Origin of the sequence: Aminobacter aganoensis, assembly GCF_014206975.1 — a bacterium.
GTDB classification, from domain to species: Bacteria; Pseudomonadota; Alphaproteobacteria; order Rhizobiales; family Rhizobiaceae; genus Aminobacter; species Aminobacter aganoensis.
The window spans coordinates 143,387-162,774 of the sequence record NZ_JACHOU010000011.1; the positions used below are offsets into that span (position 1 = coordinate 143,387).

The window sequence follows — 19,388 nt, forward strand, 5'->3', positions numbered from 1 at the left end:
TCGTGGCGGGTTTTTTTGTTACGCGTCGGGCGTCTGCATGAAGACGGGCATGGCGCCGATGCCCTCCCTCCCTTTGTGGCGAGGGAAAAAGGTGGGGCAGTCTGCCTGTATATTGCCAGTTCGCCGTAAGATGCGAGGAGCACCAATTGCCCTATATTAGGTAGCGAACACCACCAATACCGTCTTACGCATTCGAATTAGAATAGAAACTCCAGCCAAAATTCCGGTAATGACGCTGACGATGTTCGCGATCGTGGCAGCCTTGCGCCTGAACCGTCATTGTGTTTCCTCTGGAAGCGCGAACACCGTACATTGACTGGAATGTGCCCGCCCGTATTCTCACCTGTAAGTTCGAGGAGGGCGGGGTCATCTTGGCGGTAACTCAACATATCATTGATCGAGGCGATGGCGCTCGCGTCGAACTGTTCCAGTCTCGACCCTCTGCGGCCAAGAATGGAGCGATACTGTTCGTCCATGGCAACCAGGGTGGACTTCTCTTAGGCGGAAAAGAGGCTGTCGATGACGGGTCTCTGGTTCGCTTCTCATCCCGTCTCGGTGTCACGGCGGCTGCAGTCTCGCAACCGGGTTTTGGTGCATCAGACGGTCCCGCCGATTTCTGCGGCCCGACTACTCAGCAAGCGATTGTAGCCACCTTGGAGTTTCTGAAGCAGCAGCCGTCGGTCGATCCCGAACGCATAGTTCTTTATGGAAACAGTCGAGGGGCTGTGGCATCCGCCATGGTGGCCACCAAAGTCCAAGGGCTAAGGGCGCTAATCCTGACAGGGGGCGTTTACGATCTGCGAGAAGCCTACGAACGCAGTCCGAGGGGCTTGCAACAGGCCATTCAGACAGAGGCAGGCACTACGAACCAGGCCTTTTCGGATCGCTCCGCACTCCATCATTCGCACCGCGTTGAAGCGGAAACCCTAATTCTACATGGTAAGTACGATGATCGCGCATCCGTCGATCAAGCGGAACGATTTTCAAAGGCGCTTGAACAGGCAGGTGTGCCAGTCACGCTTCACACACTCGAAGGGGGCCACCGCCTTCCCCGTGACCAAGTCACGCCAATCCTCCGGGACTTCTTAACTCGGATACTTAGGCCAGCCGTAACGCTCCACTGAGTTATGGTCGCTCCGGGCCGACTGTGGCCGTCGGCGTCGCCCGGATAGCGCATCGGCCCGAGAATCGGGATCGATTTTTGGAAAGCATGATGCGCAGAGTCAAAGACTTAGAGCGTCCTTTGTGCGTCTGTTCGGACGCACAAAGGACGCTCTAAACCGCCGCGATCTCCCGCAGCGCCATCGCCTTGTAGTCGGCCACCAGCGCGTCGCCCTCCGCTCGCTCGACCGAAATCGCCAGCCGCATCGCCGATTCTCCGAGCGACATGATCAGGAAGGCCTTGCGCTCGATTGCGCCAACATCCGCGCCGGGCATCACCCGCTGCCACGCCTCTGCCAGAAGGGCGCCGTTGGCGCGGCTGTCCCTGACATCGATGTCGCGCAGCGCCTTGTCCGCCTGGGTGCCCGACCAGATGTCGCGCATCACCGGTTCGGCGAGGAAGATGCCGTAATAGGTGTCGATCAGCCCGCCGAAGGCCTCGACAAGCCCGCCCATGTCGCGCACGTCGGCCAACCCTTCGGCGATGCAGGCGCGGCCTTCGGCGTTGTAGCGCTCGGCCAGCGTGCGGATGATGGCGCCCTTGTCGGGAAAGTACTGATAGAGCGAACCGATCGACACGCCGGCGCGTTCGGCCACTTCGCCCATGCGCATCGCGTCGCTGCCGCCCTCCGAGATCAGGGCGCTTGCCGCCTGCAACATGCGTTCGACGCGCTCCTGGCTGCGTTTCTGGCTCGGAGCGCGGCGCAGCGCCTGGCTGGTTGTGTCTTCCGTCGCGTCCATGGCTTTCCGTCCGAATGCGAATCCGCTTGACCGCAATAATATGAGGGTTTATCACATTTGCAAATGTGAGGATTTCTCATGTTTGTAGAGGAGGCCCAAGTGAACACGTTCCAACAGACCACCAGGCCCATTCTGATCCTCGGCGGTACCGGCAAGACCGGCCGACGGATCGCCGACCAGCTTTCGGGGCAAGGTCTTGCTGTCCGCATTGCATCGCGCATAGGCAGCCCGGCTTTCGACTGGGAGAACCGCGCCACCTGGGGCAGAGCGCTCGAAGGGGCTGCCGCCGTCTATGTGTCCTATTATCCCGACCTCGCCGCGCCGGGCGCTGCAGCGACCGTGGGCGCATTCGCCGACCTCGCCGTCGCCATGGGCGTGAAGCGGCTGGTGCTCCTGTCCGGCCGCGGCGAACCCGAAGCGCAGCGGGCGGAGGACATGGTCAAGCGCGCCGGTGCCGACTGGACCGTGCTGCGCTGCAGCTGGTTCATGCAGAATTTCAGCGAAAGCTTCATGCTCGACGCGGTGCTGGCAGGCGAGGTCGCACTGCCGGTCGGTGCGGTGCGCGAGCCCTTCATCGATGCCGACGACATCGCCGATGCCGCAGTCGCCGCCTTCACCGACGACCGCCACATCGGCCAGCTCTACGAGCTTACCGGTCCGCGCCTGCTCAGCTTTGGCGACGCCGTGGCCGAGATTGCCGCAGCCAGCGGGAGGAGCGTCCGCTTCACCGAAATCACGGCAACCGACTTCGCCACCGGACTGGCCGCGGGAGGGCTGCCGCCGGATCTCGTGGCGCTCCTGATGATGCTGTTCACCGAGGTGCTCGACGGCCGCAACGAACATGTATGCGACGGGGTCCAGCGGGCGCTTGGCCGCCCGGCCCGCGATTTTCGCGACTACGCCCGGGCCGCTGCCGCATCGGGTGTCTGGGGAGGCGCGAAATGACCGGCATGCTGTTTTCGGCTCTCACCTTTGCCGCCGTGCTGGGCAGCGGCGTTGCCGCCGGCCTGTTCTTCATCTTCTCCAACACGATCATGGCCTCGTTCGCCAGGTTGCCGGCGGCGCAAGGCATCGCCGCCATGCAGTCCATCAACGTCACCATCATCAACCCGCTGTTCATGACGGTGTTCATGGGAATGGTCGCGCTGTCCCTGGCGCTTGGCGCCAAGGCGATCATCGGCTGGACCGAGGCGGGCTCGGCCTGGCTGCTCGCCGGCGGCGTTGCCTATCTCCTGGGCTGCTTCCTGGTGACGATGGTCTTCAACGTGCCGCTCAACGACGCGCTCGCCGCCGTCGATCCGGCAAGTGCCGAAGGTGCCGCCCTGTGGACACGCTACCTCCAGGAATGGCTGCCGTGGAACCACGTCCGCACTGTCGCCTGCCTGGTGTCGCTGGCATCCTTCGCCATGGCCTTCGCGCGGGCGGCCTGACAGAAAAGGCCGGGTCAGCCCCGGCCTCTTTGCCTCAAGCCTGGCGCTTCCAGCGTGCCACGGCGTGCGCGATCAACCTGCCGACGAGATCGGGATAGGCGACGCCCGACGCCGCCATCGTCTTCGGATACATGCTGATGTTGGTGAAGCCGGGGATGGTGTTGACCTCGTTGACCAGCGCCGAGCCGTCCGCCTTCACGAAAAAGTCGACGCGCGCCATGCTTTCGCAGCCCAGCGCCAGGAAGGCGCCGCGAGCGATCTGCTGCAGCTCGGCAGTGGCACCCTCCGGCAGCTCCGCGGGGATGCGCAGTGCTGCGCCATCGGCGTCGATGTACTTGGCCTCGTAGGTGTAGAAGCCGTGGCTCGCGGCCGGCACGATCTCGCCCGGTACGGATACCGAGATCGAGCCATCAGGTGCCTCGAGCACGGCGAACTCGACCTCGCGGCCGTCGACGAACTCCTCGATCAGCACCTTGCGGTCGTATTTGAAGGCCTCGGCCAGCGCCTTCTCCAGCTGCGCGGCCGTCTCGGCCTTGCTGACACCGACCGACGAGCCCTGGCGCGCTGGCTTGACGAAGACCGGCAGCCCGAGCACGGCCTTCACTGCCTCGAAGCTCGGCACCTGGCCGACATGCACGGTCAATCCGCGTGCCACCGGCAGCCCGGCCTCCTTCATCAGCCGCTTGGCCGTGTCCTTGTCCATGGCGTTGGCCGAGCCGAGCACGCCGGAGCCGACATAGGCAATGTCGGCCACCTCGGCGAGCCCCTGGACCGCGCCGTCCTCGCCGAAAGGGCCGTGCAGCACTGGAAACAGCACGTCGACGGCTGGCAGCTCGAACGGCGCTTCGCCCCTGGGCAGCGCGACAAGCCGGCCTTTGCCGCCGGGCACCAGCGCCACCTCGGTGCCGCCTTGCGGCACGGCGGGCAGGGCGCCGCCCTCGCCGAGTTCGGCCAGGAACCAGCGGCCGTCGCGGCCGACGCCGATGGGCACGACTTCGAAGCTGGAGGCGTCGATCGCCTTGACCACGTTGCTTGCGGACATGATGGAAACGTCGTGCTCGGAGGAACGTCCGCCGAAAAGAACTGCAATGCGCGGTCTGGTGGTCATGAATGCTGTCCCGTCCCTGTGAATTTCCGGGCAAAACGCACCACGCGGCGCGGCCCCCTGCCTGGTTGCGTAGCAAATGGAACTTATCTGTGGCGCTGTCCCTCGGCCGGCCCGGTTTCTGCCGGGTCGTTCAAGCCGGGTCCTTGGCCTTGTGGCCCTTGCGGTCGGAATGGCCGAGATCGCGCTCGGGGTCGATCAGGTCGCGCACCAGCTGCTTGAGCTGCGCCGCGTCGGGGAAGCCGCCGTCGCGCTTGCGGTCCCAGACCAGCTCGCCGTTGCAGGTGACGGTAAAGGTACCGCCGGTGCCCGGCACCAGCGTGACCTCGCCGAGCTCCTGCCCGAAGGTCGAGAGCAGCTCCTGCGCCATCCAGCCGGCGCGGAGAAGCCACATGCACTGGGTGCAATAGGTGATGCGGATCTGGGGAAGGGTGTCGTTGGTCATGAGCAGCTCCGAGACCGAAGGTTGTTCTCTGGCTTGCTGCGCGCTCCTGTCGGCCCGGCCGGCGAGGAGCAGCGGTGGCTTGCTGGTGTCGGCCTCCATCTCGGAGGCGAGCCATTCGCGGCGAAAGTCGACCCGCCGCGAAAAGGCAATGTTGCTTACGCCGCGCTGAGCTTGGCCAGCGTCGCTTCGTCGACTTCGAAGTTGGCGTAGACGTTCTGGACGTCGTCGTCGTCTTCCAGCGTGCCGACGAGCTTCATCAGCGACTGGGCGCGGTCCTCGTCGACGGGGATGTTGTTCTGCGGCTTCCAGACGATCTTCACCGACTCGGCGTCGCCGAGCGAGCTCTCGAGCGCCTTCGACACTTCGCCGAGGTTTTCGAAAGCGCAGGTGATGGTGTGGCCGTCCTCGTCCGACTGCACGTCGTCGGCGCCGGCTTCGATCGCGGCGTCCATGACCTTGTCGGCGTCGCCGGCCTTGGCGGCGTAGACGATCTCGCCGACGCGGTCCCACATGAACGACACCGAGCCGGTTTCGCCCATGGCGCCGCCGGATTTGGTGAAGGCGGCGCGGACGTTGGAGGCGGTGCGGTTGCGGTTGTCGGTCAGCGCCTCGACGATAAGCGCAACGCCGCCTGGGCCATAACCCTCGTAGCGCACTTCTTCGTAGTTCTCGGCGTCGCCCATCGAGGCCTTGGAGATGGCGCGCGCGATGTTGTCCTTGGGCATCGACACGGCCTTGGCGTTCTGGACCGCCAGGCGCAGGCGCGGGTTCATCGTCGGGTCGGGCACGCCGGTCTTTGCGGCAACGGTGATTTCGCGCGCGAGCTTGGAGAACATCTTCGACCGCACCGCGTCCTGGCGGCCCTTGCGGTGCATGATGTTCTTGAACTGTGAATGGCCGGCCATGGGACCCCTGTTTGTCGCTTCGGCAGTGTTTGAATGGGCCGCGTTATAGATAAATCGGCTCAATACGTCCAGACATCAGGGCTTTCCGGCACTCGCGAAAACGTGACTACGCGCCGTCTGCCTCGGCTGAGATAGTGCGGCCACGCCCCGAACGCACGAGAGAGCCATGCCCCTTCGCCTGTTCGCCGCCTGCCTGCTCGCCTTGTTTGCGCTCGCCCGGCCTGCCGCTGCCGCCGAAGATCCGGTGCCCAGCAAATGCATGGCCATTGCCCAGGCGCTGCCCAGGGCCAGCTATGCCAGCTTCACCCCGGCGCAGACATTCGTCGACGGCGACGTCACCATCACCTATGCCGGCCACTCGACCTATGTCATCGAGACGCCGGGCGGCGTGCGCATCGCCACCGACTACAGCGGCCTCTACGGCTCGAACCCGCTGCCGCGCATCGTCACCATGAACAAGGCGCATCGTACGCATTACACCGATTTCCCCGACAAGGGCGTCGAACACGTGTTGCGCGGCTGGAACCCAGACGGAGGCCCGGCCAGGCATGCGCTGGTGGTTGACGACGTCTATGTCCGCAACGTGCCGACCGACATCCGCCGCTTCGACGAGATGGAACGCGATGGCAATTCGATCTTCATCTTCGAGGTCGCCGGTCTGTGCATCGGCCATCTCGGCCACCTGCACCACCGGCTGGAGGATGCGCACTATGGCGCCATCGGGCGGCTCGACGTGGTGATGGTGCCGATCGACGGCGGCATGACGCTGTCGATCGACGCGATGACCGAGATCACCACCCGGCTCTATTCCTCGATGATCCTGCCGATGCACCGCCATTCCACCGACATCGGCGAGTTCACCGGCATGATGGGCGATGGGTTCGCCGTCGAGTTCCGCCCCAGCCGCTCGCTCAAGGTCTCGCTGAGGTCGCTGCCGGCGCGCCCAACGATCATCGTTCTCGAAGGCGTCTGAGGGCTTTCAGTTGCGGATGCGGACCTGGTTGCGTCCGCCGGCCTTGGCTTCGTAGAGCGCCTGGTCGGCGGCTGCCAGCATCGCATCGATGGAGGTGCCGAAGTCTGCCCGGTGCGCCGAGACGCCGATGCTCACCGTGAACTCCAGCGCTTCGCCGGAGGGCAGGGACAGCTTGGTGGCCTCGACCGCAAGCCGGATGCGCTCGGCCAGCGCCGCCGCCTCGATCATGTCCGCCGAGGGCATCAGCACGGCAAATTCCTCGCCGCCCAATCGCCCGAACAGGTCGCCGGCACGCAGGTTCTTCGCCGCCTGCGGGAAGAACGCTTTCAGCGCGGCGTCGCCGACGCCGTGGCCATGCTCGTCGTTGATGCGCTTGAAGTGGTCGAGGTCGATCATCAGCACGGCGATGTTGCCGTGGCCCTGGATGAGTTCGTCGAGCCGTGTTTGCCCGCGCTCGAAGAAGGCGCCGCGCGCCAGTGCGCCCGTCAGCGCATCGTAGTTGGCGGTGTGCTGCAGCCTGGCGATCAGGTCCCTGCGCCCGGAATTGATGCTCGCCACCGTCAGCGGCCCGAGCGCCATCAGCGCGATGCCGAGGCGGATCGAGTCGAGCGAGCGGATCGGGTCCGCCGGTGCCGCGAGATCGACGAGCCCGGCGGGAATCGAGATCAGCAGCCAGATGCACAACAGCAGGGTCATCACCGAAGTGGTGAACAGGCTGTAGGTGAGCGCGCACCACAGCAGGGCGGGGATCGGGAACGCCAGCGCGCCTGGACCGCCGATCAGGACGCCTGCGGCGACCGACAGGATCAGGGCAAGGCATGGCGCGCAATGCAACATCGTTTCCAGCGACAGGCCGTCGGAAGGCCAGCGGAGGGAGAGCGCCCGAATGCCGGGAAATGTCAGTATGGCCGGCAGGATCACCAGGGTGTTGACCAGTTCGGTGACGAACCACAGCTTGAAGCCCACCGCGAAGGTGCGGTCGAACAACAGGCCCGCCGCCCCGCCGCCCACAAATGCGGCGGCCACGGCTGCCATGCAGCAGATGCCGAAGAGGTAGAGCACCGAGACAGGACGCTGCAGCTTCCTGTCGTCGTCGCTGACGAGGCGGAACAGCAGATAGCCCGTGATGGCGGAAGACATGTTCGCCGCGGTCAGCCACGCCGTGATGTACCAGCCGCCACCGGTCAGCATGTCCGCCATGACATAGCCGACGAAGGCGGCCGCCCAGCCGGCCGGGCCGGCATAGCGGGGATTGTGCACCATCAGCCCGAGCAGGATGGCGTTGGCTGGCCAGAAGCTGGCTAGAAAGCCTACCGGCCGCGTGAGGATCCCAAACAGCGCTGCGGCGAACACCACGCCACCGACAATCAATATGCCGGGTATCCGCTGCGCCGCGTTCGGAGCGGCGAGCCGGCTTTTGGCCTCAGTTGCAGACATAGGACCCTATATACGTGTTGCCGACGTCCCTTGTTGCCTATGGTTGCAGCAAGGGGTTCAAAACGCCTTAACGCATATGAGGAATGTTGAATATCGGAGTCTGCAGGTTTGGGCGTTCGCCGTGCCCGGCTGTGCCGGCTCCACTTGCGTCCAAAGCAGGGACGCTCCCCGATGGGATTTGTGGGGAGCGTCTCCAAGGCAAGGTCAGGCCGCCAGTCGTGCGTCCAGATCCTGCGCGGTCAGTTGCCCGCAGAAGCCGCCGGAGGATCGATGCGGCGTCTCGTCCTCGATGGCGTGGGCAAAGATCACCGCCGGATCGGCCTCGAGCCTGGCCATGTGCCTGTGGATGCCGGGGAAGTCCCTGGCGATGTCGAACAGGCCGAGGTCCTCGCCCCAGCGCGCGATGCCGATGAAGTAGGCGTCGGCCACCGTCTTGGTGTTGCCGGCCAGCCACTCCCGACCTTCGAGCACGCCTTGCAGATAGGCATAGGCTTCGGCCGACTTTTCGCGGGCGAGGCGGCGCAGGAACGCCTTGCCGGCATGGTCGTCCTCGTCCAGCTTGTAGGCGTTCCAGCCATAGCCGAGGTCCGAATGCAGGGTCGTGTGCAGGTAGGAGAGCATCCAGTTGAGGTCGTCGAACTCCCTGGTGCCCTGGGCGAAGCCCAGCCCCTTGTCGAGGCCGCGGGCGGCGATGTTGTGCAGGATTGCCAGGCTTTCGGTCAGCGGCTTGCCGTCCGGTGCGATCATCGCCGGTGTCTGGCCGAGCGGGCTCACCCTGGCAAAGCCTTCGGAGCGTTTCGACAGCATGTCGATGCGGTGCAGGCGGTAGGGCTGGCCGAGCCATTCGAGGGCCACGATCGAGCCGAAGGAGCAGCCGTGGGGCACGCCGTAAAAGAGCACAGGTTCCATTTCTCGTCCTTTCGAAATCGGGCCGCGAAGCATTCGCGGCGTGCCGCAGAACCTATGCATTGCTTTCATTCCAACAAGTACCTACAATTTTGTAAGGTACTGACTTCAAAGTAAGAATTGAGGAATTCCATGGCAAAGACGCAGCCAGAGAGTTGCGGCCTCGGCCCCGCATTCCAGGTCATCGGCGGCAAATGGAAGGCGCTGATCCTGTGGCTCGTGCACACCGAACCGCGCCGTTTCGGCGAGTTGAAGCGCCTGGTGCCCGATATCAGCGAGAAGATGCTGATCCAGCAGCTGCGCGAAATGGAGGCCGATGGTCTGGTCCACCGCGAGGTTTTTCACGAAGTGCCGCCGCGGGTCGAATACTCGGCGACGTCGCTCGGGCAATCGCTCGACGATGCCCTCGTTCCGCTCGCCAACTGGGGCAAGGCGCATGGCGCCGCCATCGAGGCGCGCAAGGCGAAGGTTGCCTAGCTTGCGGCATCCCTTGCAAGGCTGAGGAACGCCTCAACCTTCGAGGTTCTGCTTCAGCCGGTCGAGAATGCTCATTGCGTGGCCGGCATATCCGCTGATCCAACGGTCGTGGATCAGCTTGATCGGCATCGAATTGAGGTGGTTCCAGCGCTCGCGCCCCTCGCGCCGCGCCACCACCAGTTCCGCCTCCTCCAGAACCTTTAGATGCTGCATCACGGTGCAGCGGTCCATGTCGTCGAAGCGTTCGCACAGCGTGCCCGTGGTAAGCGGCCCATCCTTCAGGCAATCGAGCATCAGGCGCCGGCGAGGATGAGCCAGGGCCTTGAAAACATTATCGTCTTTCGAATCGGTTGACATGTTATGTTTTTATAACACATTATCGCCAGATGCAAGCAGAGGAGATCATAATGTCCCTTGGTTTCAAGGTTTCGGGGCGCATAGCCAAGCCCGTCCATGAGGTGTTCGACGCGGTCGTCAATCCGACGAAGCTCAGTGCCTATTTCACCACCATCCGCGGCGCCAGCGCACCGCTGGTCGCCGGCACGACGGTCACCTGGTGGGGCTCGGTGCCGGTCGAGGTCGAGGAGATCGAGCAAGACAAGCGCATCGTGTTGCGCTGGGACGCCGAGGTGGCCGAGGGCCAGCCGGCCTACAAGACCAGGATCGAGATGGGCTTCGAGGTGCTGGAGGAAGGCTCGACCTTTGTCACCATCGGCGAATCGGGCTGGGTCGAGGATCAGGTCGGCCGCAAGGCGTCCTACGGCAATTGCGAGGGCTGGGCCGAGATGCTGTCGGCGATGAAGGCCTGGCTCGAATACGGCATCAACCTGCGCGAGGGCTTTTATCCCTCTGAGATGCGCGGCGAACTGCCGACGACCAGCGAACGAAAATGAGGAGCCAGACAATGGGTGCAAGGATCGAAGGCGGCATCAACATCGCCATGAAGGTGCCAAGCCATCAATACCAGGCGACGATTGCCTTTTACCACGACGTGGTCGGCCTGGAGGGCATCCCGGAGAAGGCGCCGGCCGTCGGCTTCAAGCTTGGCCCCAACCAGCTGTGGATCGACGAGGCGCCGACCATGAGCCAGGCCGAGGTCTGGCTGGAACTGTTCACGCCCGATTTTGCCGGCACGCTCAGGCAACTCGGCGATGCGGGCGCGGTGCGCTGCGACCCGATCGAGCCGCTGGGCGACAGCTTCCGCGGCGGCTGGATCATGAACCCGGCCAACATCGTGCACATGGTGCGCGAACCCGACGCCTGGTGAGCATGGCGGCAGCGTCTCGGGCGGCGGGGATTGCCCGTCGCCGCCCGATCTCGTCAGGCCGTGTGAAACCGCATCTCGCCGTTGCTCAGGAAGCACGCCTTGTCGAACAGCTTGAGGTCGAGCGGATTGGGCAGCCTGACATCGTCCAGGTCCGGCACCGACTTCGTCGACGGATCATAGGAGCGGTCGATCTGCGAGATCATGACGACGATCAGTCCCCTGTCGCGCGCCAGCGATCTCAGCGTGCGCACCTGATCCATCAGTGAGGGGTTCTCGCGCTTCTGGTCGAGCAGTTGCAGGTAGTCGACCACAACGACGGTTCCGCGCGGCGATGACGCCATGCGCCTGGCGATATGCCCGGCGCTGATGGCATCGGAACTGTCGAGGTCGAACAGGTCGCCGAGCTGCGCGCTGTCGGCGCCGATGGCGCGAAAACGGTCCAGCACCTCCTTTTCCGTATATTCCAGCGTGAAGAAGCTGCTGCGCCGGCCGGCCTTCATCGCCTCGACGGCAAGCTCGAGCCCCATCAGCGTCTTGCCCTGGCCCGGCCGCGCGCCGAGCAGAACGAGGTCGCCGGGTGAGAGCCGCGCGAACAGCTTGCCTGCCGGCCGCGTCGCCGCCGACGTTGCGGCGAGCAGGCTCCATGCGCCAAAGCCTTCCTCGGCCGCTACGCGGTCGAGTGCCTGGTGCAATGGCATATGGCCGGTCCTGGCGAGAAGCCTGGCCCTGCGCTTCAGCATGGGTATGGGTGCGGAAAGTTTCATCCGGCGAACCTCCTATCGCGAGCAGTCGTCGCAACCCCTCCTTATGCAAGCGCTCGAACAGTTGGCTCGGAAATCGAGACACCCTGCACGAACTGTACTTTCCCGATGGAGGGGGGAGGCGTGGGCTGCGCCAGAATCAGATCATAGCCCAGAATCCAGTGGCCTGAAATTGGCGCGGAACGAAAACGGCGGGCTTTTGGCCCGCCGTTTGGCTTGGTGTCAGTGCTTTTCGGCGTTCTGTTGCCTGCGGCGATTCCGCTGCAGCATGTTGAGGCCCTCGACCAGCGCCGAGAAGCCCATGGCGGCATAGATGTAGCCCTTGGGCACATGGTAGCCGAAGCCGTCGGCGATCAGCGTCATGCCGATCATCAGCAGGAAGCCCAGCGCCAGCATGACGATGGTCGGGTTCTTCTCGATGAAGGTGGCGAGCGGGGTCGCCGCCAGCAGCATCACCGTCACGGCCACGATCACGGCGATGTACATGATACCGATCTCGTCGGTCATGCCGACGGCGGTGATGATCGAGTCGATCGAGAACACCAGGTCGAGCACCAGGATCTGGAAGATCGCGGCACCCATCGACAGCTGCAGCGTCCGCGACACCATCTCGTCCTTGTGGTCTTCGGGATCGACCGAGTGGTGGATTTCCTTGGTCGCCTTCCACACCAGGAACAGGCCGCCGGCGATCAGGATCAGGTCGCGCCAGGAGAAGCCGTGGCCGAAGGCGCTGAACACCGGCGCCGTCAGCGCGACGATGAAGGAAATCGTGGCCAGCAGCACCAGCCGCATGATCAGTGCCGCGCCGATGCCGAGCCGCCGCGCCTTGGCGCGCTGGTGTACCGGCAATTTGTTGGTCAGGATCGAGATGAAGATCAGGTTGTCGATGCCGAGCACGACCTCGAGCGCAATCAGGGTCAACAGCGCCACCCAGGCGGTGGGGTCGTTGACGAAGGCGAAATATGGCGCCAGGAATTCGATCATCTGCGTGTCCCCGTTGTTCTTCTAAATGTCAATCGAGCGGCTGGTGGGCCGCTCTCGCGCAACTGAAAATTGTTGGAGCGGCCGTTGCGCGTGCCACCTGGCCGCGCAAAGGCCGCTCTAACATTTGCTGACTTGTTGCGGGCAAGTATGCATCCACCGGCCCCTCGTCAATGTCAGGACCAGAAGGAAGGAACGGTTTCTTCGAGACGGGGACCGCGGCGCAGCGGCGCGATCCGCTCGGCCAGGCCGGTGCGGTCGGAAATGTCGACGCCGACGCCGCAGATGGTGGCCGGGCCGTTGGCAGCCTCGAAGCGACCCTTCGGCACCTTGGAGAGGAAGCGGTTGAGCGGCTCCTCCTTGTCCATGCCGAGCGAGGAGTCGTAGTCGCCGCACATACCGGCGTCGGTCAGGTAGGCGGTGCCGCCGTTGAGGATCTGGTGGTCGGCGGTCGGCTGGTGCGTGTGCGTGCCGACGACGAGGCTGGCGCGGCCGTCGACGAAATGGGCGAAGCACATCTTCTCGCTGGTCGCCTCGGCATGGAAGTCGACCACCACCGCATCGGCCTGCTCGCCAAGCGGACAGGCGGACAGTTCGCGCTCGCCGGCCTGAAACGGATCGTCGAGCTCGGGATGCATGAACACCCGGCCCATGATGTTCGACACCAGCACGCGGGCGCCGTTCTTGGCGATGTAGAGGCCCGAGCCGCGGCCAGGCGTGCCCTTGGGAAAGTTCGCCGGGCGCAGGAAGCGGTCCTCGCGCGGCGCAAAGGCCAGCGCCTCGCGCTGGTCCCAGACGTGGTTTCCGGTGGTCACGACGTCGGCGCCGGCATTGATGGTTTCGCGGAAGATTTCCTCGGTGATGCCGAAGCCGCCGGCGGCGTTCTCGCCGTTGACGATGACGAAATCGAGCCGGAAATCCGAAATCAGGCCGGGCAATTGCTCCCACACCGCCGTGCGGCCCGCCTTGCCAACCATGTCGCCCAGAAAAAGAAGTCTCATGAAATCATCTACAATTCAGAGACGAATCTGCGCAACCCGCTTTCGGTCAGTATTTCGGGGATGATGACGTCGTGGTTCTCGTCGGGAACGCGCTCGACCTGCTGGCAGTCGAAGGCGATGCCGATCAGCCTCGGCTCGATGCCCTTGTCCTGCAGCTTGGCGATGGCCCGGTCGTAATATCCCGCGCCATAGCCGATGCGGTGGCCGCGCCCGTCGAAGGCGGCCAGCGGCACCAGCATGATGCTGGGGTCGAGCACCTCGGCCTCCGCATGCGGCCCGACCGTGCCAAAGCCCATGTCAACCATCGGCGCACCGCGCACGAGTTCGCGGAAGACGATGGTGTGCTTGTCGAGGATCGCCGGCAGGCAGAGCCGCGCGCCATGCTCGCGCAGCGCAAACATCATTGGCCGCACGTCGACCTCCGAGCGCATCGGCCAGAAGCCGGAAACGATCGTGCCGGGCTCGAACCGGATGTTGTCGCGGGCGGTCTCGGCCATCTCCAGCGAAGCCTCGATGCGCCAGAACTCGTCGAGCCTGTCGCGGCGGGCCAGCGCTTCCTTGCGCAACTGCTTCTTGATCTCGCGGTGGGAAGTCATGCCGGTGGTCGCCCCATTCTCCTGTCGTCACAGGTGTTTGGCACACCGGCTGCGGCCACGGCAACGCACAAGTCGCCGCTTTTCGGGCCTGGGTAGGCAGGTTCTATCTGGATGGGGAGGGTGACGATCCACGCAACCGGTGAAGAAGTCGATCCCGGAGACCTACAAAGTAGGTGGGCGCCGTATGGAAGAACCCACGGGTCCTCCCAGGGACAGCTCCCTAAGGATCGTTAAGGCCCCGGGGAATATTGCTCTCCTGCCGCGAGGCGCAGACCGTCCCCGCCAATATAGGCGCTGTGGCGGCGATGCGCCATGGCCATGCGCCGCCGGCGCAATGATATTTGCGAGGCGGGATGCTGCGCTTGCCCCACCGCCCGCACCTCCCTAGTGTCTCCGGCGAAAGATTGGAGCTTCGCATGCGGTTTGAAGGAACGTCGGCCTATGTCGCCGACAAGGATCTGATGGTGGCGGTCAATGCGGCGATCGCGCTGGAGCGGCCGCTTTTGGTCAAGGGCGAGCCGGGCACCGGCAAGACCGAGCTTGCGCGCCAGGTGGCGGCCGGCCTCGGCCTCGAGATGATCGAGTGGAACGTCAAGTCCACCACCAAGGCGCAGCAGGGCCTCTACGAATATGATGCAGTGTCGCGCCTGCGCGACAGCCAACTCGGCGACGGCCGCTTCAACGACATCAAGAACTACATCAAGCGCGGCAAGCTGTGGGACGCCTTCGCCGCCGACAGGAAGGTCGTGCTCCTGATCGATGAGATCGACAAGGCCGACATCGAGTTTCCCAACGACCTGCTGCAGGAACTCGATCGCATGGAGTTCTTCGTCTACGAGACCGGCGAGACGATAGCCGCCAAGGTGCGCCCGATCGTCATCATCACCTCCAACAACGAGAAAGAACTGCCCGACGCCTTCCTGCGGCGCTGCTTCTTCCACTACATCCGCTTCCCCGACGTCGACACGCTGCACAAGATCGTCGAGGTCCACTATCCCGGCATCAAGCAGAACCTGGTGCGCGCGGCCCTGACCCAGTTCTACGAGATCCGCGACGTCGCGGGGCTGAAGAAGAAGCCGTCGACGTCGGAAGCGCTCGACTGGATCCGCCTGCTGGTCGCCGACGACGTCGCGCCGGAAGATTTGCGCGCCGACCCCAGGAACGCGCTGCCCAAGCTGCATGGCGCCCTGCTCAAGAACGAGCAGGACGTGCACCTGTTCGAGCGGCTGGCGTTCATGGCCAGACGGCAGGGGTGATCTGAAAGTCTTGCGTTGCAGGCACCCCCACCCCTGACCCCTCCCCACAAGGGGGAGGGAGACTAGATTGGCGCCCTCCGACACAGGGTCGTCGGGTCGGCACCGGGTGGTGGAGTGAGGTTTGGGCGAGACGCGCCTCGCGATTCCCCTCCCCCTTGTGGGGAGGGGTTAGGGGTGGGGGTACTCGCCGGAGCACAACCTTGCCGGCTCGCGCCACCCCCGGCCAATCCATTCCCACCCTGTGGACCGTTGGCCCCGCAGTTCCACTCAGGCAGTTTGCCGCGCATCCAGTTCATCCACGGAAGGCCATGCCATGACCGACATCACCATCCGCCCGCTTCAGCTAGCCGACCATGCCGAATGGCGCCGGCTGTGGACGGCCTATCTCGATTTCTACAACACCGTGCTGCCCGAGAGCATCTACGAGCTGGCCTGGAAACGCCTGTTCACCGACGGCGAGTTCGAGCCCAAGGGGCTGATTGCCCTCGTCGACGGCAAGGCGGTCGGGCTGACGCATTACCTCTACCACCGCTCCGGCTGGTCCGAGGCCAACAATTGCTACCTGCAGGATTTGTTCGCCGACCCGGCAGCGCGCGGCAAGGGCGTGGGTGCGGCCCTGATCGAAGCGGTGAAGCAGGAAGCCGGCAAGCTCGGCGTCACCAATGTCTACTGGATGACCCACGAGACCAATGCCACGGCGCGCAAGCTCTACGACCGCGTCGCCCGCCGGACGGGCTTCATCGAATACGACCTGCTCTAAGCGGTCGGACGCCGGGGCGCGGGCCGGTCAGCCCGCCGACCTTGCCACCCATTGATGCCACTGGGCCTCGGTGCCACGGAACACGTTGAGGTCGATCTTGCCGTCGACGCCGTGCGACAGGCCCGAGCCCGAATACTGCCAGAACACCCACTTGCGGCCGGGATAGACCTTGGACGGCGGCTCGGCCACGGCGCGCAGCCAGAACGGGTAGTCCAGGAACTCGCCCCTGAGATTGTCGCGGTAGAAATCGGGCGCGGTGTAGATGATCGGACGCTGGCCGTAGTGGCGCTCCAGCTTGTCCATGAAGACCTGCATCTTCTCGATCGTCTTTGCACGCGACAGCCGGCGCTTGCAGCTCGATTCGCCATTGTACTCGACGTCGATGACCGGCGGCAGCGCCCCGGCAACCTTGGGCACGTTGCGGATGAACCAGTCGGCCTGCTCGCCGGCGGTGCGGCACCAGTAGAAGAAATGGTAGGCGCCGCGCCTCAGGCCGGCGGCCTCGGCGGCGCGCCAGTTCTTCCTGAACATCGGATCGAGATGGTCGCCGCCGTCGGTTGCCTTGATGTAGGCGAAGTTGGCGCCCTGCGTGCGCAGCTTCGGCCAGTCGATCTCGCCCTGCCAGCGCGAGACGTCGACGCCGTGGACGGCAAAATTCCTGGGCGAGGCCGCCTTGCCGAAATTGATCGGCTTGGCGTCGCGGAAGCGGCGGCCATAGATCTGGCCGGGCGCGAAGGGCGTGGCCTTCATCGGGTTGGACGGGGCGATCAGCGCGATCGGCTTGGTGTCGGGTGTCGGGACGCTGTCGAGTTCGATCCGCGGTGCTGCCATCGCCACCTGCACCGGCTCTTCGGTCACCATCTGCGCCGGCATGGGCGGCGCCACCAGGATGCCGGCCTGCGGGATCGGGGCCGACATGGCCTGCTGGACCGGCACGGAAGGCGCGGCCGCGGCGATGTCCGCCTGTGGTACCGGGCTCGCCGGGCGAGCGACCGAAGCGGTCGTCTCCTTTGACGGGCCAGACGACATGATGTCGCTGAGCCCCATGCTCGAGGTGCAGCCGGCAAGGGCCAGGCTGGCGAGAACGATCGCTGACGCCGCTGAGAAACGCATAGGTACCCGTACGCAAGAACAACTCGGATCGGAGGCAGACTCGCCCCCGCTTCCCCACTGGTTTCAATTGCTAACGGGAAATTACCAAAAAAGACTGAATCAGATTTTTACTTTAATTAGATTCTGGGTGTTGCAACCTTGCCGAAACTCGAACCTTGGCTCGCGCCACTTGGACGCGGCCTTGATGGGCTTGCCTGCCGGCTCGCGCGGAAGCAAAGTGCCCGCCATGTTCATACCCTTCTTCCTCGAACTCAAGGCGGCCAAGGTTCCGGTGTCGCTGCGGGAGTATCTGGCGCTGCTCGAGGCGCTCGACGCCGACCTCGTCAGCTATGACGTCGAGGGTTTTTATTACCTGGCTCGCGCGGCTCTGGTGAAGGACGAGCGCCACATCGACCGCTTCGACCGGGTTTTTTCGCACTACTTCAAGGGCGTCGAGGCGATCTCGGGCGAGGGCGGCGTCGATGTCGCCGACATTCCCGAGGAATGGCTGCGCCGGCTGGCCGAAAAGACGCTGAGCGACGAGGAGAAGAAGCTGGTCGAGGCGCTCGGCGGCTTCGAGAAGCTGATGGAGACGCTGAAGCAGCGGCTGGAAGAGCAGAAGGGTCGTCACCAGGGCGGGTCCAAGTGGATCGGCACCGCCGGCACGTCGCCCTTCGGCGCCTATGGCTACAATCCCGAGGGCGTGCGCATCGGCCAGGAAACGAGCCGCCATCGCCGCGCGGTGAAGGTGTGGGACAAGCGCGAATTCAGGAATTTCGACGATTCCGTCGAGCTCGGCACGCGCAACATCAAGGTGGCGCTCAAGCGCCTGCGCCGCTGGGTGCGCGAGGGCGCCGAGGAAGAGCTCGACCTGCCGGGCACCATTCACGCCACCGCCGACCACGGCTATCTCGACGTCAAGACCCGGCCCGAGCGGCGCAACGCCGTCAAGCTGCTGATGTTCTTCGACGTCGGCGGATCGATGGACGACCACATCAAGGTGGTCGAGGAGCTGTTTTCGGCAGCCAGGGTCGAATTCCGCCAGCTCGAATATTTCTACTTCCACAACTGCCTCTACGAAGGCGTGTGGAAGGACAACCGTCGCCGCCATGCCGAGGTTTTGCCGACGCTCGACGTGCTTCACAAATACGGCCACGACTACAAGGTCATCTTCGTCGGCGACGCCTCGATGAGCCCCTACGAGATCGCCTATGCCGGCGGCTCGGTCGAGCACTGGAACCCCGAGCCGGGCGCGGTGTGGCTGCGCCGCGTGCTCGACCAGTGGCCCAACGCCGTCTGGATCAACCCGACGCAGGAAAAGCACTGGGGCTACACCAGTTCGATCAAGATGATCTCGGAGATCTTTGCCAGCCGCATGTACCCGCTGACGCTGGCCGGGCTCGAGGCGGCAACCAGGCAGCTGTCGCGGAAGCATTGAGTGCCGTTCACCGCGAAGTGATGCCCTGTCAGGCAGCACCTTCCGTAACTATCTATGCGAAGACCACGAACAACAAGAACAAGTCCGGGAGACCCCTGAATGGACGCCAAGACCTACCCCGTCACCCGCACCGACGCCGAGTGGCGCGCGATGTTGACGCCCGAGCAATACCAGGTGATGCGCCACCACGGCACCGAGCGGCCGGGCAGCTGCGCCCTTCTGCATGAGAAACGCGCCGGTACATTCACCTGCGCCGGCTGCGATCAGCCCTTGTTCGAATCCAAGCTCAAGTTCGAGAGCGGCACCGGCTGGCCGAGCTTCAACGATCCGGTCGAGGGTTCGGTCGAAAACACCGTCGACCGCAGCTACGGCATGACGCGCACCGAGGTACATTGCGCCAATTGCGGCAGCCATCTCGGCCACGTCTTTCCCGACGGTCCGCCGCCGACCGGCTTGCGCTACTGCATCAATGGCGTGGCGCTGAACTTCGAGCCGTCGGCCTGATCGCTCTCGCATCGGCCCGAAAATGGCAGCTGCGCGTCCAGAGGGACGCGCAGGGCACTAGAGCGTTTCCTATCTTGAGCGAATCGTAGGATTCCCAAAGAAGGTGGTTTGTGATTCAAGATGCTGGCTGGGTGGAGGCCAGCATCTGATGA

At 64.3% G+C, this 19,388-nt stretch carries 23 protein-coding genes and 1 other RNA gene; 11 read left to right on the forward strand and 13 right to left on the reverse strand.

All coding sequences use genetic code 11. The annotated features are described in order from the left end of the window. The first annotated feature begins 368 nt into the window (after window positions 1-368). Window positions 369-1,124 carry a prolyl oligopeptidase family serine peptidase gene (locus GGR00_RS19425; RefSeq protein ID WP_184700484.1) on the forward strand — a complete coding sequence of 252 codons (756 nt, stop codon included), beginning with the start codon at window positions 369-371 and terminating at the stop codon, window positions 1,122-1,124. 151 nt (window positions 1,125-1,275) lie between these two features. On the opposite strand, the gene GGR00_RS19430 is transcribed toward GGR00_RS19425, so the two are convergent. After that, window positions 1,276-1,902: a TetR/AcrR family transcriptional regulator gene (locus tag GGR00_RS19430; protein WP_184700450.1), complete on the reverse strand. Its 627-nt coding sequence runs from the start codon at window positions 1,900-1,902 to the stop codon at window positions 1,276-1,278. 99 nt (window positions 1,903-2,001) lie between these two features. Between GGR00_RS19430 and GGR00_RS19435 the strand changes: the two genes are divergently transcribed. Both GGR00_RS19435 and GGR00_RS19440 read left to right on the forward strand, forming a co-directional pair. Continuing rightward, window positions 2,002-2,847: an NAD(P)H-binding protein gene (locus GGR00_RS19435; RefSeq protein ID WP_377864937.1), complete on the forward strand. Its 846-nt coding sequence runs from the start codon at window positions 2,002-2,004 to the stop codon at window positions 2,845-2,847. Beyond that, entirely contained in the window at window positions 2,844-3,332 is a 489-nt protein-coding gene (locus GGR00_RS19440) for an anthrone oxygenase family protein (RefSeq protein ID WP_184700453.1), read from the forward strand. The genes GGR00_RS19435 and GGR00_RS19440 overlap by 4 nt, the downstream gene beginning before the upstream one ends. Window positions 3,333-3,366: 34 nt before the next feature. Here the strand turns inward: GGR00_RS19440 and GGR00_RS19445 are convergent, their stop codons facing one another. The 3 genes from GGR00_RS19445 to GGR00_RS19455 form a co-directional block, all read right to left on the reverse strand. Then, window positions 3,367-4,440 (reverse strand): D-alanine--D-alanine ligase family protein, encoded by a 1,074-nt coding sequence (locus GGR00_RS19445; RefSeq protein ID WP_184700455.1) that lies wholly within the window; start codon window positions 4,438-4,440, stop codon window positions 3,367-3,369. A 130-nt stretch (window positions 4,441-4,570) separates the two neighbouring features. Then, entirely contained in the window at window positions 4,571-4,882 is a 312-nt protein-coding gene (locus GGR00_RS19450; RefSeq protein WP_184700457.1) for an Rdx family protein, read from the reverse strand. Between the two features lie 155 nt (window positions 4,883-5,037). Continuing rightward, on the reverse strand, window positions 5,038-5,787 hold the full coding sequence (locus GGR00_RS19455) for a YebC/PmpR family DNA-binding transcriptional regulator (RefSeq protein WP_184700458.1): 750 nt from the start codon (window positions 5,785-5,787) through the stop codon (window positions 5,038-5,040). A 166-nt stretch (window positions 5,788-5,953) separates the two neighbouring features. On the opposite strand from GGR00_RS19455, the gene GGR00_RS19460 reads away from it, so the two are divergent. After that, window positions 5,954-6,760: an MBL fold metallo-hydrolase gene (locus GGR00_RS19460; RefSeq protein WP_055974457.1), complete on the forward strand. Its 807-nt coding sequence runs from the start codon at window positions 5,954-5,956 to the stop codon at window positions 6,758-6,760. Window positions 6,761-6,766: 6 nt separating this feature from the next. Here the strand turns inward: GGR00_RS19460 and GGR00_RS19465 are convergent, their stop codons facing one another. After that, on the reverse strand, window positions 6,767-8,131 hold the full coding sequence (locus GGR00_RS19465; RefSeq protein ID WP_184700460.1) for a GGDEF domain-containing protein: 1,365 nt from the start codon (window positions 8,129-8,131) through the stop codon (window positions 6,767-6,769). A gap of 270 nt (window positions 8,132-8,401) precedes the next feature. After that, window positions 8,402-9,106 (reverse strand): glutathione S-transferase family protein, encoded by a 705-nt coding sequence (locus GGR00_RS19470; RefSeq protein WP_184700461.1) that lies wholly within the window; start codon window positions 9,104-9,106, stop codon window positions 8,402-8,404. A gap of 129 nt (window positions 9,107-9,235) precedes the next feature. On the opposite strand from GGR00_RS19470, the gene GGR00_RS19475 reads away from it, so the two are divergent. Beyond that, window positions 9,236-9,580, forward strand: coding sequence for a winged helix-turn-helix transcriptional regulator (locus tag GGR00_RS19475; protein WP_055974448.1), 345 nt, complete (start codon window positions 9,236-9,238; stop codon window positions 9,578-9,580). A gap of 33 nt (window positions 9,581-9,613) precedes the next feature. On the opposite strand, the gene GGR00_RS19480 is transcribed toward GGR00_RS19475, so the two are convergent. Continuing rightward, window positions 9,614-9,937 (reverse strand): ArsR/SmtB family transcription factor, encoded by a 324-nt coding sequence (locus tag GGR00_RS19480; protein ID WP_055974445.1) that lies wholly within the window; start codon window positions 9,935-9,937, stop codon window positions 9,614-9,616. A gap of 50 nt (window positions 9,938-9,987) precedes the next feature. Between GGR00_RS19480 and GGR00_RS19485 the strand changes: the two genes are divergently transcribed. Next, the gene (locus tag GGR00_RS19485) at window positions 9,988-10,473 is read left to right on the forward strand and encodes an SRPBCC domain-containing protein (RefSeq protein ID WP_184700463.1); all 486 of its coding nucleotides are present in this window, start codon (window positions 9,988-9,990) and stop codon (window positions 10,471-10,473) included. Between the two features lie 11 nt (window positions 10,474-10,484). Then, entirely contained in the window at window positions 10,485-10,847 is a 363-nt protein-coding gene (locus GGR00_RS19490) for a hypothetical protein (RefSeq protein WP_184700465.1), read from the forward strand. A 53-nt stretch (window positions 10,848-10,900) separates the two neighbouring features. Here GGR00_RS19490 and GGR00_RS19495 read toward each other — a convergent pair whose 3' ends face one another. From GGR00_RS19495 to ssrS, 5 genes are all read right to left on the reverse strand, one after another. Next, a complete protein-coding gene (locus GGR00_RS19495) occupies window positions 10,901-11,611 on the reverse strand; it encodes a DNA helicase (protein WP_184700467.1) in 711 nt (236 codons plus the stop codon). A 219-nt stretch (window positions 11,612-11,830) separates the two neighbouring features. Continuing rightward, window positions 11,831-12,592, reverse strand: a complete 762-nt coding sequence (locus tag GGR00_RS19500) for a TerC family protein (protein ID WP_055974434.1) — start codon at window positions 12,590-12,592, stop codon at window positions 11,831-11,833. A gap of 173 nt (window positions 12,593-12,765) precedes the next feature. After that, window positions 12,766-13,590, reverse strand: coding sequence for a TIGR00282 family metallophosphoesterase (locus tag GGR00_RS19505; RefSeq protein ID WP_184700469.1), 825 nt, complete (start codon window positions 13,588-13,590; stop codon window positions 12,766-12,768). Window positions 13,591-13,598: 8 nt separating this feature from the next. After that, window positions 13,599-14,186 carry a 5-formyltetrahydrofolate cyclo-ligase gene (locus GGR00_RS19510; RefSeq protein WP_055974428.1) on the reverse strand — a complete coding sequence of 196 codons (588 nt, stop codon included), beginning with the start codon at window positions 14,184-14,186 and terminating at the stop codon, window positions 13,599-13,601. Window positions 14,187-14,307: 121 nt separating this feature from the next. Further along, window positions 14,308-14,464: non-coding RNA, 6S RNA (gene ssrS / locus GGR00_RS19515), on the reverse strand. A gap of 138 nt (window positions 14,465-14,602) precedes the next feature. Here ssrS and GGR00_RS19520 point away from each other — a divergent pair. Then, the gene (locus tag GGR00_RS19520) at window positions 14,603-15,442 is read left to right on the forward strand and encodes an AAA family ATPase (RefSeq protein WP_184700471.1); all 840 of its coding nucleotides are present in this window, start codon (window positions 14,603-14,605) and stop codon (window positions 15,440-15,442) included. Between the two features lie 313 nt (window positions 15,443-15,755). Further along, a complete protein-coding gene (locus tag GGR00_RS19525; RefSeq protein ID WP_184700473.1) occupies window positions 15,756-16,202 on the forward strand; it encodes a GNAT family N-acetyltransferase in 447 nt (148 codons plus the stop codon). A gap of 27 nt (window positions 16,203-16,229) precedes the next feature. Here GGR00_RS19525 and GGR00_RS19530 read toward each other — a convergent pair whose 3' ends face one another. Beyond that, a complete protein-coding gene (locus GGR00_RS19530; protein ID WP_184700475.1) occupies window positions 16,230-17,315 on the reverse strand; it encodes a glycoside hydrolase family 25 protein in 1,086 nt (361 codons plus the stop codon). A 226-nt stretch (window positions 17,316-17,541) separates the two neighbouring features. Between GGR00_RS19530 and GGR00_RS19535 the strand changes: the two genes are divergently transcribed. Next, entirely contained in the window at window positions 17,542-18,732 is a 1,191-nt protein-coding gene (locus tag GGR00_RS19535; protein WP_184700477.1) for a vWA domain-containing protein, read from the forward strand. 99 nt (window positions 18,733-18,831) lie between these two features. Continuing rightward, window positions 18,832-19,236: a peptide-methionine (R)-S-oxide reductase MsrB gene (gene msrB / locus GGR00_RS19540; RefSeq protein ID WP_055974415.1), complete on the forward strand. Its 405-nt coding sequence runs from the start codon at window positions 18,832-18,834 to the stop codon at window positions 19,234-19,236. Window positions 19,237-19,388: the final 152 nt, after the last annotated feature.